Consider the following 16,576-nt stretch of genomic DNA (forward strand, 5'->3'; position numbering starts at 1 on the left):
CTACTCCTAGTCGAGGTGGAAAACCTCCTGCAGCGGCGTGATGCCCTCATCCGGCGCGCCGCCACCAAGTCCTTCGAAGAACTGCGCCATCTCGTTCTGCCACCGCGTGTTGACCTCGCGGGAGGCCATGCCGGCGAGCGCCGCGTCGAGGTCGTCGGTCTCGAAGTACCCGACGAGCAGCCCGTCCGGCCGGAGGAACAGCGAGTAGTTCCGCCAGCCGGTCTCCCGCAGCGCGGCCAGCATGTCGGGCCACACGTGGGCGTGCCGGGCCGAGTACTCCTCGGCCCGGTCTGCCTTCACCTTCAACAGGAAGGAAACACGTCGCATCAGAAGTCGAAGTCGTCGATGTTGTCCTTGTTGAAGTCCGTCGGCGGGCCGAGGATGACCTCGCCGTTCTTGCCGATCGTGTACTCGCCGAGCTTGCCCGCCTTGAACTTCTCGCCTTCCTTGCCGCTGATCTGCCCGGACGCGAGCGCGGCTGCGGTGTAACCGGCGAGGTAGCCGAGGTCGTTCGGGTTCCACAGCGCGAACTCGGTGACCGTGCCGTCCTTGACGAACTCACGCATCAGGTTCGGCGTGCCGAGGCCCGTCAGCTTGACCTTGCCCTTGTACGGCGAGGTGGACAGGTACCTTGCGGCGGCGGCGATGCCGACGGTCGTCGGCGCGATGATGCCCTTCAGGTCCGGGATGGACTGGAGCAGGCCCTGGGCCTCCTGGAACGACTTCTGGTCGTCGTCGTCACCGTAGGCGACCTTGACCAGTTCGAGCTTGGCGTACTCCGGCTTCTTCAGCTCGTCCTTCATGAAGTCGATCCAGGTGTTCTGGTTCGTCGCGTTCGGCGTCGCCGAGAGGATCGCGATCTTGCCCGCGCCGCCGATCTGGTCGGAGATCAGCTTCACCTGCGCGCGGCCGATGTCCTCGGAGTTGGCCTGGTTGACGAAGATCTGCCTGGCGTCGACCGCGGCGTCGGAGTCGTAGGTGACGACCGCGATGCCCTTCTTCATCGCGTCCTTGAGCGCTGGCGCGACGGCGTTGGGGTCGTTGGCGGCGATGACGATCGCGTCCTGCTGCTGCTGTATCAGCGTGTTGATGTAGGAGACCTGCGAGGACGCGGACGCGTCCGACGGGCCGACCTCCTTGCCCTCGCCCTTCAGCTCCTTCACCGCGTCGACGCCGCCCTTGTCGACGAGCACCTCGTACGGGTTGTCGATCTCCTTGGGCAGGAAGGCGATCTTCAGGCCTTCCTTGATCTTGGCGTTGGGGTCGGCCGCGGCTCCCGTCGCGTTGCCCGTGTCGTTCCCGGCGGCCTCGTCAGACCCCTTGGTGGTCCCGCCGCAGCCGGCTACCAGTGTCAGCGCCAGGCCGGCGCTCAGTGTCCACAACAGACGGGTCGAGCGGAACATCTTTGGTCCTCCTCGGTTTGAACACGACCGGGACGAGTACGGAGAGAATCAGTAGCAAGCCCGTGATGACGTTCTGGATCTCGTTGCTGACGTCGTCGAGGAACAGCACGTTGCGCAGCCCGGCCATGGCGAGCAGGGCCGTCGCGACGCCGAGCACGGTGCCGCGCCCGCCGAAGATCGACACCCCGCCGAGCAGCACCGCCGCCACGGCGACCAGCTCCATGCCGTTGGCGTTGTCGGCACGGGCGCTGTTGTAGCGGAGGGTGTAGATCAGCGAGGCGATCGCGGCGAGGCAGCCGGACAGCAGGTAGAGCGAGAACTTGACGCGGTTGACCCGGATGCCCGAGAACCGCGCCGTTTCCGTGCCGAGTCCGATCGCGTACAGCGACCGGCCGATGGTGGTCATGTGCACGAGGACGGCGATGAGGGCACCGACCACGAGCACCAGCAGCGTGGCGTAGGGCAGGAAGGAGCCGCCGATCGAGTCCGTCGCCAGTGGCCGGTAGTTCTCGGGGAACCCGGTGATGGCGCCGTCGCCGAGCAGCACGTACGCGAGGCCCCGGTAGAGCCCCAGCGTGCCGATGGTGACGGCCAGCGACGGCAGGCCGAATCGGACGACGAGCACCGCGTTCACCGCGCCGAGCACGATCCCCGCCACGATCACGATCGGCACGATCGTCTCGAACGACATGCCGCCGTCCCACAGCTTCCCGGTCAGCGCGGAGCAGAAACCCAGCGTCGACGCGACGGACAGGTCGATCTCGCCGGTGAGCACGATCGGCAGCAGTGCGAACGCGAGCAGCGCGACCTCGCTGTAGTCCAGCAACAGGAAGCTGATGTTGCTCGTCTCGCCGAACCCGTCGCTGAAGGAACCGGCGACGAACACGGCGACGCACAGCACGAGCAGCACGCTTTCCCAGCGCAGAAACCTACCCAGCACGGCGCACCGCCCTCTCGGCCCGTAGTCGCGTGGCCAGCCGGACCATGAACGCCCGGTCGAGCGAGATGGCCACGAGCAGTGCCGCGCCGTCGACGGCCCGCTGCCAGAACGCCGGCACACCGAGGATCGGCAGCGCACTGGTCACCGTGGTCAGCAGCAACGCGCCGAGCGCCGCCCCGAGGACCGTCCCGCTGCCGCCGAAGATCGCCACGCCGCCGACGACGACCGCCGCGACCACGGCCAGCTCCCGGCCGGTACCGACGGACGCGTTGATGGTGCCGAAGTAGGCGGCGTGCATGACGCCGCCGAGCCCGACGAGCCCGCCGGAGATCACGAACGCGCCGAACACCCGTCGCCCGGTGGGGATGCCCGCGAGCCGCGCGGCGTCCGGGTTCGACCCGATCGCGTACAGCTCGCGCCCGGCCCGGAAGTTGTGCAGCCCGTACGCGGCGACGGCCAGCACGACCAGCGCGATCAGCGTCAGGTGGGGAATCCCCAGTATCGAGCCGGAGCCGAGGCTCAGGAAGCCCTGCGGCATCTGGTAGGCGTTGATCTGTGTGGTGTCGGTGCCGGACGCCCACGCGTAGTCGATGCCGCGGTACACGTACAACGTCCCGAGGGTCACCACGAGCGCGGGCACCTTCGCGATGGCGACCAGCGCCCCGTTGATGGCCCCGCACACGGCCCCGAGCGCGATTCCCGCCAGCACGACCACGATGACCGGCAGGTCCTTGTCCACGAGGAAGAGCTGCCCGGACAGGTATGCGGTCAGCCCCATGACGGACCCGACCGACAGGTCGATGTTCCTGGTGATCACGAGCAGTGCCTGCCCGATCGCCAGCAGCGCGATGATCGAGGCGTTGAGGAACAGGTCGTGGATGCCCTGCCCGGACAGGAAGGTCGGGCTCGTGATGGTCGTCGCGGCCACGACCGCGACGAACGCGACGACGATGCCCAGCTCGCGCCCGGCGAACGAGGACGCCCTCGCGGAGACCCTGGTCACCCCACACCTCCCGTCGCCGCCTGGAGAACCGTCTCCTCCGTGGCCTCCTCCTTGGTCAGCTCGGCCGTCAGCCTGCCCTCGTGCATCACCAGCACCCGGTCGGCCATCCCCAGCACCTCCGACAGCTCGGAGGAGATCATCAGCACCGCGATGCCCTGCGCGGCAAGCTCGGACAGCAGCGCGTGCACCTCCACCTTCGCGCCGATGTCGATGCCACGGGTCGGCTCGTCCACGATCAGCACCACCGGCTCGGTGGCGAGCCACTTGCCCAGCACCACTTTCTGCTGGTTCCCGCCCGACAGCGTGGCCACCGGGTCGGCGAGCCGCCGCCGCTTCACACCGAGGCGGTCGGCCCACCGGCCCGCCAGCGCACGCTCCCGCGACCGGGACACCAGACCCCACCGCGCCACCGCCCCCAACCGCGGCAGCGTTGCGTTGCGCTCGATCGACAGGTCCAGGATCAACCCCTGCTCACGCCGGTCCTCCGGCACCATGGCCACGCCTGCCGCGATGGCCGCACGCGGATTCCCGCCAGGAAGCCGTTTCCCGCCGACGGTGACGATGCCCGCGTCCAGCGAGTCGACGCCGAAGATCGCCCGCGCCACCTCGGACCGGCCGGAGCCGACCAGCCCGGCGAGCCCCACGATCTCCCCGCGCCGCACCGAGAACGACACGTCGTTGAACACGCCCGCACGACGCAGCCCGGTCACCACGAGCGCCTCGTCGCCTGCCTCGTGGTCGCGCGACGGGTACAGCTGCTCGACCGACCGGCCGACCATGCTTCGCACCAGCTCGTCCCTGGTGATCGACTCCATCGCCGACGACGTCACCAGCGAGCCGTCCCGCAACACCGTGACGCGCTGGCAGATCTCGTACATCTCCTCGAGCCGGTGGGAGATGAACAGCAGCGCCGCGCCGCCGTCGGCGAGCCGCCGCGCCACCCGGAACAGCCGCTCGGCCTCCACAGTGGACAGTGTGGCGGTCGGCTCGTCCATCACGATGATCCGCGCCTGCGCCGACAGGGCCTTGCCGATCTCGATGATCTGCTGGTCCGCGATCGACAGCCCGCGCGTGACGCGGCCGGGGTCGATGGGCACGCCGAGCGAGGAGAACAGCTCGGCGGCGCGCTCGTTCATCGAGGCGCGGTCGATGCGGCGGAAGGACCGCAGTGGCTGGCGGCCCATGAACACGTTCTCCGCGACCGTGAGGTCGGGGAACTGCGTCGGCTCCTGGTGGATGACCGCGATGCCGTGCTGTCGCGCGTCCCTCGGGCCGCCGAAGTCGACGGGCTCGCCGTCGACCAGCACGACGCCCGTGTCGGGCCGGTGCTCGCCGCCGATCACGCGCACCACGGTCGACTTGCCCGCGCCGTTCTCGCCGGCCAGCCCGTGGACCTCACCGGCGTGCAGCTCGAGGGAGACGCCCCGCAGCGCGTGGACCGCGGCGAAGGACTTGTGCACGTCCCTGAGTTCGAGCAGCGGGGGCACCGATGCCGTCACGAGCGCTCACCGCCTGCACGTCATGAAACGTTTCAGACAACGTAGCCGAGCCCCCGAGTGTGAGTCAAGCCACGCACTTAGGCTTCGGTTTCGTGACCACCACGATCGCCGAGCTGTCGGCCGACCCGCACCCGGTCCTGGCGCGGTTGCGTGCCGAGGCGCCCCTCTCCTGGGTGCCGGTGCTCGACGGCTGGCTGGTGACGGACCACGCGCTCGCCCAGCGCGTCATGCGGGACGCGGCCACCTACACCGTGGACGACCCCCGGTTCTCCACGGCGACGGTCGTGGGACCGAGCATGCTCTCGCTCGACGGCGCCGAGCACGCGAGGCACCGGGAACCGTACGTGCCGCCGTTCCGGCCGGGGCCGGTGCGCGACCACTTCGCGGGCTTCGTCACCGCGGCCGTGGCGAGGCTGCTCGACGGCCTCGCCCCGGCGGCCCACGCCGAGCTGCGTGCGGACTTCGCGGGGCCGCTCGCCGTCGAGGTGATGGCCGACGCGCTCGGCCTGACCGGCGTCGACCCGGCGACCGTCCGCTCCTGGTACGCGGCACTCGTCGAGTCCGTGTCCGAGGTGACCTCCGGCCGATCGCCCACGGCGGCCGGTGCCGCGGCGATGGCCGAGCTGCGCGCCAGGATCCCGCTCGGCGTCGAGGGGCTCACGACCGAGGAGATGGTTGCCAACGCGGCCGTCCTCATGTTCGGCGGCATCGACACCACCGAGAGCATGGTCGCGAACCTGGTGCTGCACCTGCTGACGCACCCGGGCGTGCTCGCCGAGGTCCGTGCCGACCGCGCACTGGTGGCCGACGCGATCGAGGAGTCGCTGCGGCTGGAGCCCGCGGCCTCGGTGGTCGACCGGTACGCCACCCGGGACGTGACCGTCGGCGACGCGCACGTCAGGGCGGGTGACCTGGTCCGCGTGTCCATCGCGGGCGCGAACCGCGACCCGGCCGTGTTCACCGACCCGGACACCTTCGACCTGCGCAGGCCCAACGCCAGGGCCAACCTGTCGTTCGCGCTCGGCCCGCACTTCTGCCTCGGCGCCCGGCTGGCCCGCGCGGAGGCGGAGATCGCCGTCGACGGACTGCTCGACCGGTTCCCCGCGCTGCGGCTGGACCGGCCGGTTACGCCCGAGGGCCTCGTGTTCCGCAAGCCGCCGGAGCTACCCGTCAGCTGGTGAACAATGCGGCCCCGACACGAAGGACGGGGTTGCCTTCGCATCGGGGCCGCATCCTGATCTCGGTGCCCGGGCGGCGGCCCCGCACCGAGACGTGGGGTGGACGCGGCCGATCGGCCCCTTCGGTGGCCGCGTCACACGGTTTCCTCCCCACCCCGCTGAGCAAGGTTTACGGTGGTGCGACGTTGTTCGACAGCGTCAACGCGCCCGGACAAAGGTGGGGGAGCGCCATGCCGCGGCCACAGCGACCGGTCGACCCGGCGGACGGTGCGGTCCAGGAGTTCGCGGTCGCACTGCGTGAGCTGCGTGCGCGTGCGGGCGGGCCGACCTACCGCTCACTGGCCGAGCGCACCGGGCTGTCCGTGTCGACGCTCGCCGACGCGGCGGGCGGACGGCGGCTGCCGACGTTCGCGGTCGCGGTGGCCTACGCCGTGGCGTGCGGCGGCGACGAACACGAGTGGGCCGCGCGCTGGCGGACCGTCGCCGAGGGGGAGGCAACCCCGGACCGGGCGCCCTACCGGGGCATGGCCGGCTTCCGCGGGCAGGACGCCGACCTGTTCTTCGGGCGCGAGCACCTCGTGGCCGAGCTGGCCGGGCGGGTGCGCGAGCATCCCGTGACGGTGGTGCTCGGCGCCTCGGGTGCCGGGAAGTCCTCGCTGCTCGCGGCCGGTCTCGCACCCGCGCTGAAGTCCGTGCGGCCGGTCATCGTGACCCCGGCCGACTCGCTCCCGGCCAAGGCGAAGGTGCTGGTCGTCGACCAGTTCGAGGAGCTTTTCACCCAGCACGGCGACGCCGAGCGGGACCGGTACCTCGACGCCCTGCTCGCGCGGCGGGACACGCACGTCGTGCTGGCCGTCCGCGCCGACTACTACGGTCGCTGCGCCGAGCACCCCGGCCTCGCCGAGGCGTTGCGCGCCAACCAGGTGCTGGTCGGGCCGATGAGCGAGGACGAGCTGCGGGACGCGCTGACCCGCCCGGCGGCCGCCGTCGGCCTGTCCGTGGAGCGGGCACTGGTCGCGACCGTGCTGCAGGAGGCCAGGGGACGGGCCGGGGTGCTGCCGCTGCTGTCCCACGCCATGTTGGAGACGTGGCGCAGGCGGCGGGGGACCGTGCTCACGCTCGCCTGCTTCGAGGCGGCGGGCGGCATCGACGGCGCCGTGGTGCGGACCGCCGAGGACGCGTACGCCGCGCTCGACCCGGCGCAGCGGGAGCTGGCCCCCGAGCTGCTGCTGCGCATGCTGTCGATCGACGAGTCAGTGACCCGCAGGCGCGTCGACCTCGCCGACGTGCGCAGCGTCGACCCCGGCGCCGGGGTGGTGATCGACCGGCTCGCCGACGCGCGGCTGGTCACGGTGGACGGCGGCACGGTCGAGCTGGCCCACGACGCGATGCTCACGGCCTGGCCGCGCCTGCGGTCGTGGATCGACGACCACCGCGACGCCGTCCGCGCGCACCGCAAGATCAGCGAGGCGGCCAGGATCTGGGTGGAGAGCGAGCGGGACCCGTCCGCGCTCGCGTCCGGCGGCAGGCTCGCCCTGATGAAGGCGCACACCTCGGTGCTGTCCGGGGTGCTGCGGCTGAGCCAGGTGGAGAAGGACTTCCTGCGGCACAGCGACGCGCAGGCGTGGCAGGCCGCCCGCGCGGCCAGGCGGCGGACCGTGCGGCAGCGGGTGCTCGTGGCGTCCTCGGTGGTCGCCGTGGTCGTGGCGGCCCTGTTCGCGGCGGTGGCCGACGAGGCGCGGACCGACGCCGACGCCGCCCGCGACACCGCCCTGTCCCAGCGGATCGCCGCGACCGTCCAGAGCCTGCGGCTGACCGACCCGGCGCTCGCGGCCCAGCTGGCCGTCGTCGGCTACCGGACGGCGTCGACGAGCGACACGCGCTCGACGCTGCTGGAGACGTCGTCCGACCCGGTGCCCGCCAGGTACCTCGGCGCGGCCTCGACCGCGCTGGCGGCCTCGCCCCACGGCGGCCCGATCGCCGTGAGCGACGCGACCAACGGCTCGGTCACCCTGTTCACCCAGTCCCGGCACGGCCTGACCCGCGCCGGGGCGATCACGTCGATGCCCGCGGGCATCGACCGGTCCGTGTCCTCGGCACCCAAGGTGTACGCGCTCGCGCTCTCGCCGAACGACGAGCTGCTGGCGGTCGGCGACAGCACGTCGACGGTGACCCTGTGGGACGTGTCCGACCCGCGCCACCCGGCCCGGCTCGGCTCGGTCGGCGGCGCGGGCCCCGTCGAGCGCGTGGCCATCGACCCGACCGGTGCCGAGCTGGCCGTGGCCGGCGCGGACCGGGTCAAGCGCTGGGCGGTCGAGGATCCACGCGTGCCACGCGAGCTGCCGAGCGTGCGGTCCCCGGCGCGGGTCCGCTCGCTGGAGTACTCACCGCTGGGCGGCCAGCTGGCGTTCGGCACCGACCGGGGCACGGCGCACGTGTGGTCGCTCGCGGGCACGCCCGTCGAGCTGGCCGCGCTGGCGACCCGCGACCGGCCGGCGCCGATGGTGTCGTACGCGCCGGACGGCCAGCTGCTGGTGCGGCCGGAGAACGAGGACACGGTCCGGCTGTGGGACGTCTCGTCGGCCCCGCCCCGGCCGGGGAAGCCGCTGTCGGGGCTGGGGGGTGTGCGGATCACGACCGCCGCGTTCAGCCCGGACGGCCGTCACCTCGTCGCGAGCGGCGCGGACTCGACGGTGTACGTGCTGGACACCGGGACGTGGACGGTCGTGCGGACGCTGCCGCACCCGGACATCGTCACGCGGGCGGTGTTCACCTCGAACGGCGGCGCGATCGTCACCACCGCGACGGACGGCGCACTGCGCTGGTGGAGCCTGCGCGACGCGGTCCCGACACGGGCACCCGCACAGATCGGCGACCTCCACTACAGCGCCGACGGCACGCGCCTCGCGGTCTTCGCGGAGGGCGAGGTCGCGTTGTGGGACAGGGGACTCCCACAGCTCACGCGGCTCGCGGGCGCGTTCAGCGGCGCGGGTGACCTCTCCGGCGACGGCCAACTGCTCGCGGCGGGCACCGCCGACGGCGACGTGTTGCTCTACGACCTCACCGACCCGGTGCACCCGCGCCTGGTCGACTCGCTCGGTGTCGTCGGCAGGAAGGTCGACGCGGTGGCGTTCGACGAGGACGGCACGAGACTCGCCGCGGGCGGCGAGGACGCGGCGGTCCGCGTGTGGGACCTCGCCTCCCGCGAGGTGTCGGTGTTCCGCACGCCGAGCGACGCGGTGCTCGACCTGAGCTGGCAGCACCACGGCGGGCACCTGGCGGTGGCGAGCGCGGACGACCACGTCTACCTGCTCGACCGGACGACGACCCGCGAGGTCGCGAGGCTCGACGCGGGTTCCGTGCACAGCGCGGTGTTCAGCCCGGACGGCACCCTGCTGGCGAGTGGCGGCGCCGACGGCCTGCTGCGGCTGTGGGACGTGTCGGACGCGGGCGCCCCGCACCTCGTCGGCCCACCGGCGACGGGCCCGGCCGGGCGGGTGCAGGAGCTGTCGTTCCACCCGCGCGGGCGGATGCTCGCGGCGAGCGTCATCGACGGGACCGTGTGGATGTGGCACATCCACGACCCGGCGCACCCGACCGTGGCGGCGGTGCTGGCGGCGTCGGGTTCCCCGCTCGACTCGGCGGTGTTCCGCCCGGCGGGCGACATGCTGGTGGCGGGCGGGGCGGACCGGGTCGTCCACTCCTGGCACACCGAGGAGGAGGCGGTCGTCGAGTCGGTGTGTGCCGGGGTCGGCGACCCGATCACGAGGCGGGAGTGGCAGAACCACCTCTCGGGCGTCCCGTACGACCCGCCGTGCCGCTAGCCGAGGTGGAGCCCCGCCCCGCAGAGGACCAGGGCGGCACCGCTGGAGAGCGTGCGGACGGTGTTCCAGCGCCGCCAGCGCGGGGAGAAGTCGGCCCAGGTGGCGGTGCCGTTCTCGAGTGCGTTGTTGAGCGGCACGTTGACCCGGCCGGTGACGGCGAGCGAGCCGACGAGGTAGACGAGGGCGGCGCCGAGGTGGAGGTAGGCGGACGCGCTCGTGTCCAGGCCCAGCAACAGGAATCCCGTCCCCGCGGACGTGACGAGCGGTCCGACGAAGGTGACGAGGAAGGCCGGGTTGACGATCGCGGCGTTCATCTTCCGCATGGCCTCGACGGCTCGCTCGGGGTCGGTCCTGTCCAGCCCGGGCACGACGGAGTTCGAGTACGTGAAGAAGACCCCGAACACCGCCGCGAGCAGGACGAGGTTGACCAGGGCGGCGACGAGCGCGAGGGTGGGCAACGGTCGGCTCCCGGAGTGGATCCCAGTCGGTGACCCGAGGCTACGTCGCGACCGCTGCCCGAAGATACCGAAATGTACGATGTGGACGGCCGGGCAGGAATGCCGGACGATCGATGTCCCCAGGCGGCCCCTCATGCGTGATAGTTGTCGGCATGTTCCCCGAACTGGTGTCCGGTAGTGACCGCGAGGCGTTGCGCTTCGGCGAGCAGGCTCTGACCTACGGCGAGCTGGCGGAGGTGGCAGGCGGGCTGGCCGGTCACCTGCGGGGACGGGGCCGCGTGGCGGTGTGGGCCACCCCGACGATCGAGACGTGCGCCGCGGTGGTGGGTGCGCTGGTGGCCGGCGTGCCGGTGGTGCCGCTGAACCCGAAGGTCGGCGAGCGGGAGCTGGCCCACATCATCGACGACAGCACCCCCGAGATGCTGCTGGCCGCCCCGCACGCCGCGCTGCCCCCTGGTCTCGCGAAGATCCCGACACTGCACGTCCTCCTGGAACGCGGCGATCCGACGCCGCCGCCGGTCGAGCCCGCGCCGGAGACCCCGGCCTTCGTGGTCTACACCTCCGGGACGACCGGGCCGCCGAAGGGCGTCGTCCTGCCGCGCCGGGCGGTGACGTCGAACCTGGACGCGCTGGCCGAGGTGTGGGAGTGGACCGAGCGGGACGTGCTGGTCCACGGCCTGCCGCTGTTCCACGTGCACGGCCTGATCGTCGGCGTGCTCGGCCCGCTGCGCAGGGGCGGCTCGGTGCGCCACCTCGGCAGGTTCTCGTCGCGGGCCGTCGGGCAGGCCCTGACCACGGGCGCGACGATGATGTTCGGCGTCCCGACCATGTACCACCGCCTTGCCATGGACTGCGCCGACGACCCCGGGCTGGCGAAGGCGGTCGGCGGCGCCCGCCTGCTGGTCTCCGGCTCGGCCGCGCTGCCCGCGACCGACCACCAGCGCCTCGCGGAGACGACGGGCCAGCGGGTCGTCGAGCGCTACGGCATGACCGAGACGCTGATGAACTGCAGCGTGCGAGCCTCGGGCGACCGTCGTCCCGGCGCGGTCGGCCTGCCACTGCCGGGCGTGTCCCTGCGCCTGGTCGGCGACGCAGGGGAGCTGCTGGACGCCCACGACGGCGAGACGGTCGGCGAGATCGAGGTGACCGGCGACAACCTGTTCCTCGGATACCTGAACCGCCAGGACGCGACCGACGCGGTGATGAACGACGGCTGGTTCCGCACGGGCGACATGGCGGTCCGCGACCCGGACGGCTACGTGCGGATCGTGGGCCGCCGGGCGACGGACCTGATCAAGAGCGGCGGCTACAAGATCGGTGCGGGAGAGATCGAGAACGCCCTCCTCGAACATCCCGCGGTGGCCGAGGTGGCGGTCACGGGCGAGCCGGACGAGGACCTCGGCGAGCGCATCGTGGCCTGGGTGGTCCCCTCGGGTGCCGAGCCTGCGCCGGAGGAACTGGCCGACCACGTCGCCCGGCTGCTGGCGCCCCACAAGCGACCGAGGGTGGTGCGCTACCTGGAGTCCCTGCCCCGCAACGACATGGGCAAGGTCATGAAGCGGTCGCTGGCCCCGCGCCGAACACAGCCTTAGGCTGCCGGCACGCGCTCTCAGCAAACCGGGGGCAGTATGGGGCTGTGATCAGAGACTTCGTGCGCCGGTCGGCGCTTCTCGCGCCCGTCGGGGCGCTGGTCGGGGCCGGTGCGCTCGCCGGCTGGCAGGTGCCCGCGGCCGTCGGCGGCCAGCCGAGGGGTGAGCGGCTCGAACGGATGCGCCGCTCGCCCCAGTTCCGTGACGGCGCCTTCCACAACGCCGTCGAGGCCGCCGTGGCGGCGCCGTCCGGCAGCGCCCTCCGCGACCTCGTGTTCGGCAAGGAGGTCCGGCGGCCGACCCGTCCCGTGCCGCTGGTCGGCGCGCCCGACTTCTCGGCGGTCCACGACGGGTTGCGGGTGTCCTGGCTCGGCCACGCGACCGTGCTCGTCGAGGTGGAACGCAAGCGCTTCCTGTTCGACCCGGTGTGGAGCGACCGCGTCTCGCCGTCGACCATGGTCGGCCCCAAGCGGTTGCACCCGGTGCCGTGGTCGGTCGACGACCTGCCGGAGCTGGACGCCGTCGTGATCTCCCACGACCACTACGACCACCTCGACATGATGACGGTCCGCAGGCTCTTCGCGCGCCAGCCGTCGCTGACGTTCGTGGTGCCGCTGGGGGTCGGCGCACACCTCGAGCGCTGGCGCGTGCCAACCGCCAACATCGTCGAGCTGGACTGGGACGAGCGGACCACCGTCGACCACGTCGAAGTCGTCGCCACCGCCGCGCGGCACTTCTCGGGACGCCTGCGGCCGGGCGGGAACGGCACCCTGTGGGCGTCGTGGGTCATCGCGGGCCGCGACCGGAAGGTCTTCTACACCGGCGACTCCGGCCACTTCTCCGGCTACGAGCGGATCGGCGCGGAGCACGGCCCGTTCGACGTCACCCTCATCCAGGTCGGCGCGTACTCGCCGTACTGGCCCGACATCCACATGACCCCGGAGGAAGGCGTCGCGACACACCGCGCCGTGCGGGGTGAGCTGCTGGTGCCGGTGCACTGGGGCACGTTCAACCTGGCCATGCACTCCTGGTCCGAACCGGTCGAACGCCTGCTCAAGGCGGGCGACGACATCCGGATCGCCGTCCCGAAGCCCGGTCAGGCGCTCGACGTCGACGACCTGCGTGAGCCGGAGGGCTGGTGGCGCGAGGTAGCCTGAGCACGAAGGTGGCCGGACACGACGTGTCCGGCCACCTCTCCGTCTGTCGCTAGTTGGCTTCGCCGGTCAGCGCGAACGAGCGAAGTCGTTGTGTCGCACCGATCGTGCCGACGAGGATGAAGACCACCGACATGACCAGCGCCGTGCTCACCGACACCGACGAGTTGATCAGCTGCGTGTTGCCGATCGAGTCCGCGATGGCCGTCGCGTGCTGGCGGACGCTGAAGATCCGCGCCCCGCTCACATAGGTGACCAGGATGTTCTCCCACAGCACCAGGTAGACCAGGCCGACCGCGACCGGCCGCTTGGTCATCGCCGACAGCGCGAGGAACAACGCGCTGTACGCGAGACCGCCGATCGCGGAGCCGATCACCAGGCCCACCGCGAGCGACCCGGAACCGGCGATCACCGCGGCCACGGCGAGCGGGAGGCCCGTCGCCACCGTGGTGACGAGCCACGCGATCGCGAGCTTCGACAGGATGATCTCGCTGCGCGGCAACGGCTTCGTCAGCACGTGGGTGATCGTGCCGTCGTCGATCTCCAGGCCGAGCGCGCTGCTGCCGACGATCAGCGCGGTCAGCGGCAGCATCACGCTCAACCCGAGGTTGGCGAACACCACCGGTCCCCAGTCGTCATCGTCGGCGCCGGAGAAGACGCCGATCACCGTCAGCCCGATCAGGATGACCGGCATCGGGAGGAGCATCAGGACCCGCTTGCGGCCGAGCATGGCGCGCAGGGTCAGGCTCATGATCGTGAGGTTCATGTCGCCACCAGGTAGGAGAAGACCTTCTCGAGTGATTCGTCGGAGGGCAGGATCTGCGTCAGCCGGATCTTGTGCTCACGGGCGAGCTTCGCGATCGCGCGCGTGAACGTGCCGTAGTCGTTGGCCTGCACCAGCACGCCGGTCGGCTCCAGGCTCACCCCGGACACCGAGTCCTGTCCCATGAGGACGGTCGCGAGCAGGCGGTCGTCGGACGAGGAGATCGTGAACTGGTGCGGCCGGTTGGTCATCAGCCGCCGGATGTGCCGGTAGTCGCCCGACGCGGCGAGGCGGCCGGCCACGATCACCTGCACGGTCCCGGAGAGCTGCTCGACCTCCTCCAGGATGTGCGAGCTGAACAGGATGGTCCGCCCCTCGTCGGCCATCTTGTTCAGCAGCGTCATCATGTGCAGGCGCTGACGCGGGTCCATGCCGTTGAACGGCTCGTCGAGCAACAGCACCTTCGGGTCGTGCACGAGCGCCGCCGCGACCCGGCTGCGCTGCCGCATGCCCTTGGAGTACGTCGAGATGCGCCGGTCCTGCGCGTCAACCAGCTCCACAATGGAGAGCGCGGCCCGGGCCGCCTCCTCGGGGTTGGGCAGCTTGTGCAGCTTGGCGCTCGCGAGCACGAACTCCCACGCGGTCAGGAACCCCGGCACGCTCTCGCGTTCGGTGACCAGCCCGAGGTTGCGGTACATGTCGGGGTTGCGCCACGCGGGCTCGTCGCCGACCGTGACCTCACCCTGCGACGGCGCGAGCAGCCCGGCCATCAGGTGCAGGACCGTGGTCTTGCCTGCGCCGTTGGGGCCGAGCAGACCGGTGAGGCCGGGGCCGATCGTGAGGGTGACGTCGTTGACCGCGACGACGTTCCCGTACCAACGCGAAACGCCGTTGAGCTCGATACTGCTCACGATTTCACCTTCTTGTAGCGCAGGACCAGCAAAGCCGTGCCCAGTGCGATCAACGCCGCCGTGACCAGGGCGTACACCGGGCCGAACGAACCGGTCTGGACGATGCCGATGCCGGGGCCGAAGATCCACTGGTCGACGCCGTTGAGCAGGCTCGACGGATCCAGCAGACCACCGAGGTCGGCCAGCGCCCCGCTGCCGAACGCCTGCAGCGCACCGGAGATCGGCGTCGTCAGCAGGAACACCGCGATGATCATCCCGGAGGCGAACACCCGCCTGCCGGACAGCGACGCGAGGGGCAGGCCCAGCGCGGACAGCAGTGCGGCGTGAACAGCGCCTGCCACCAGGCCCTGCAACAGGCCGCCCAGCTCGTCGAACACGCCGCCGATGCCGGAGTCCGTGTTGAACGCCATGCCCAGGAACATGATCAGCATGGGGATCGCGAACAACGCGAACGTGGCCGTGGCGAGCGAGGCGAGCTTCGTCAGCGCGTAGTCCCGGCGCCGCAGCGGGCGGGACAGGTAGAGCTGCAGCAGGTTGCTGCGCAGGTCGACCGACACCAGCTCCGGGGCCACCACCGCGACGAACACCGTCGCCGCGTAGGTGAAGGTGGACGCGATGCCCACGTAGTCGATAACCGGCTCGGGCAGCTGGGTGTTGACGACCACGAGGATCAACGCCGTGAGGCTCGCGAAACCCAGTACCGCGAAGGGAAGCAGCTTGGCCCACGCGCTGCGGCCGAGGCCGTAGGCCGACCGGACACTGTGGACGTACAGCGAGCGCATCGCGTAGCCGCGGCCGAGGCGGGGGCCCTCGTAGTGCTGGTAGCCGATGTCGTGGATGACACCGGTGTTGGGCAGCGGGCTAGACATGGACGGCCCCCTCGGGCAGGTCGCGGAACAGGTCGGCCACCTGGTGGCGCTGTCGCTCCAGCCGGTGCAGGGACAGGTCGAGGTCGGCGATGGTGTCGCGGATGCGGTCGTAGACGTCCTCGTCGTCCATGCGGACGAGCAGCACCCGCTTGTCCGCACGGACCTCGAGCCCCTGCTGGGTCAGCGCGGCGGAGAGCGCCTCGGCGTTCTCGTCGATCTCGAGCATCAGCATGTCTCGGGCCTGGGTCATCGAGTCGAGCGTCGCCGACCGCAGCAGGCGGCCCGCGTCGATGGCGACCAGTGACGTGCAGATCCGCTCGATCTCGCCGAGCAGGTGGCTGCAGACGACGACCGAGATGCCGAAGTCGGTGCCGATGCGGTGGACGAGGTCCAGCATCGCGCGCCGGCCGGCCGGGTCGAGGCCGTTGGTCGGCTCGTCGAGCAGGAGCAGCTCGGGGTCGTGCACGAGGGCCTGCGCGAGCTTGACGCGCTGCTTCATGCCGGTCGAGTAGCCCCCGATGCGGCGGTAGCGTTCCTCGTAGAGACCGACGTGGCGGAGCGTCTCGGACGCTCTCTCCCGAGCCATGGCCTTCGGCAGGCCGCTGACCCGCGCCATGTGCGTGACGAACTCGGCGGCGATCATGTCCGGTGGCAGGCAGTCGTGTTCGGGCATGTAACCGACCCGGGCACGGACGCGGTCGCCGTCGGCGATCGGGTCGAGCCCCAGCACCCGGACCTGGCCGCCGGTCGGCTCGAGCAACCCCAGTGCGAGCTTGATGAGCGTGCTCTTGCCTGCCCCGTTCACCCCGACCAGGCCGACCACTCCGGGCTCGATGGCGAAGGTGAGGTCCGCGAGCGCGGTCACCCTGTTGTCGTAGCGCTTCTCCAGCGCCGTTGTCTCGATGAGTGGCACATCACGGACTGTATTGGCACGACCCTGTCAAGGACATCAGGTCGAAACCCTGAGCCGACCCTGAGGTTTCGA

General features: G+C 71.3%; 14 protein-coding genes. 4 read left to right on the top strand and 10 right to left on the bottom strand.

Going from position 1 to position 16,576, the window contains the following annotated elements; genetic code table 11:
• Positions 1–6 precede the first annotated feature (6 nt).
• Genes CLV71_RS12135 through CLV71_RS12155 form a run of 5 tightly spaced genes read right to left on the bottom strand, consistent with a single transcriptional unit; the run spans position 7 to position 4,845 of the window.
• Complete coding sequence (locus tag CLV71_RS12135; protein WP_133902804.1) at positions 7–327, bottom strand: L-rhamnose mutarotase; 321 nt, start codon at positions 325–327, stop codon at positions 7–9.
• A complete protein-coding gene (gene rhaS / locus CLV71_RS12140) occupies positions 327–1,403 on the bottom strand; it encodes a rhamnose ABC transporter substrate-binding protein (protein ID WP_133902805.1) in 1,077 nt (358 codons plus the stop codon). The genes CLV71_RS12135 and rhaS overlap by 1 nt, the downstream gene beginning before the upstream one ends.
• Positions 1,312–2,343, bottom strand: a complete 1,032-nt coding sequence (locus tag CLV71_RS12145) for an ABC transporter permease (protein WP_133902806.1) — start codon at positions 2,341–2,343, stop codon at positions 1,312–1,314. The genes rhaS and CLV71_RS12145 overlap by 92 nt, the downstream gene beginning before the upstream one ends.
• A complete protein-coding gene (locus CLV71_RS12150) occupies positions 2,333–3,346 on the bottom strand; it encodes an ABC transporter permease (RefSeq protein ID WP_133902807.1) in 1,014 nt (337 codons plus the stop codon). Before CLV71_RS12150 ends, CLV71_RS12145 begins: the two co-directional genes overlap by 11 nt.
• Positions 3,343–4,845 (bottom strand): sugar ABC transporter ATP-binding protein, encoded by a 1,503-nt coding sequence (locus CLV71_RS12155; protein WP_133902808.1) that lies wholly within the window; start codon positions 4,843–4,845, stop codon positions 3,343–3,345. The genes CLV71_RS12150 and CLV71_RS12155 overlap by 4 nt, the downstream gene beginning before the upstream one ends.
• 92 nt (positions 4,846–4,937) lie before the next feature.
• On the opposite strand from CLV71_RS12155, the gene CLV71_RS12160 reads away from it, so the two are divergent.
• A complete protein-coding gene (locus CLV71_RS12160; protein ID WP_208297528.1) occupies positions 4,938–6,026 on the top strand; it encodes a cytochrome P450 in 1,089 nt (362 codons plus the stop codon).
• Positions 6,027–6,253: 227 nt separating this feature from the next.
• Positions 6,254–9,847 (top strand): WD40 repeat domain-containing protein, encoded by a 3,594-nt coding sequence (locus CLV71_RS12165; protein WP_133902809.1) that lies wholly within the window; start codon positions 6,254–6,256, stop codon positions 9,845–9,847.
• Here the strand turns inward: CLV71_RS12165 and CLV71_RS12170 are convergent.
• The gene (locus CLV71_RS12170; protein WP_166664057.1) at positions 9,844–10,305 is read right to left on the bottom strand and encodes an anthrone oxygenase family protein; all 462 of its coding nucleotides are present in this window, start codon (positions 10,303–10,305) and stop codon (positions 9,844–9,846) included. The genes CLV71_RS12165 and CLV71_RS12170 overlap by 4 nt on opposite strands.
• A 152-nt stretch (positions 10,306–10,457) precedes the next feature.
• On the opposite strand from CLV71_RS12170, the gene CLV71_RS12175 reads away from it, so the two are divergent.
• Complete coding sequence (locus CLV71_RS12175; protein WP_208297529.1) at positions 10,458–11,897, top strand: acyl-CoA synthetase; 1,440 nt, start codon at positions 10,458–10,460, stop codon at positions 11,895–11,897.
• Between the two features lie 44 nt (positions 11,898–11,941).
• On the top strand, positions 11,942–13,051 hold the full coding sequence (locus tag CLV71_RS12180; protein ID WP_243866387.1) for an MBL fold metallo-hydrolase: 1,110 nt from the start codon (positions 11,942–11,944) through the stop codon (positions 13,049–13,051).
• 49 nt (positions 13,052–13,100) lie between these two features.
• Here the strand turns inward: CLV71_RS12180 and CLV71_RS12185 are convergent, their stop codons facing one another.
• From CLV71_RS12185 to CLV71_RS12200, 4 genes are read right to left on the bottom strand one after another with little or no spacing between them, the layout of a single operon-like run.
• Complete coding sequence (locus tag CLV71_RS12185) at positions 13,101–13,814, bottom strand: ABC transporter permease (RefSeq protein ID WP_133902811.1); 714 nt, start codon at positions 13,812–13,814, stop codon at positions 13,101–13,103.
• Positions 13,811–14,722: an ABC transporter ATP-binding protein gene (locus CLV71_RS12190; protein ID WP_133902812.1), complete on the bottom strand. Its 912-nt coding sequence runs from the start codon at positions 14,720–14,722 to the stop codon at positions 13,811–13,813. Before CLV71_RS12190 ends, CLV71_RS12185 begins: the two co-directional genes overlap by 4 nt.
• On the bottom strand, positions 14,719–15,591 hold the full coding sequence (locus CLV71_RS12195; RefSeq protein WP_133902813.1) for an ABC transporter permease: 873 nt from the start codon (positions 15,589–15,591) through the stop codon (positions 14,719–14,721). The genes CLV71_RS12190 and CLV71_RS12195 overlap by 4 nt, the downstream gene beginning before the upstream one ends.
• Positions 15,584–16,504: an ABC transporter ATP-binding protein gene (locus tag CLV71_RS12200; protein ID WP_133902814.1), complete on the bottom strand. Its 921-nt coding sequence runs from the start codon at positions 16,502–16,504 to the stop codon at positions 15,584–15,586. The genes CLV71_RS12195 and CLV71_RS12200 overlap by 8 nt, the downstream gene beginning before the upstream one ends.
• Positions 16,505–16,576 lie beyond the last annotated feature (72 nt).

The sequence above is a fragment of the Actinophytocola oryzae genome, from assembly GCF_004364325.1.
GTDB classification, from domain to species: Bacteria; Actinomycetota; Actinomycetes; order Mycobacteriales; family Pseudonocardiaceae; genus Actinophytocola; species Actinophytocola oryzae.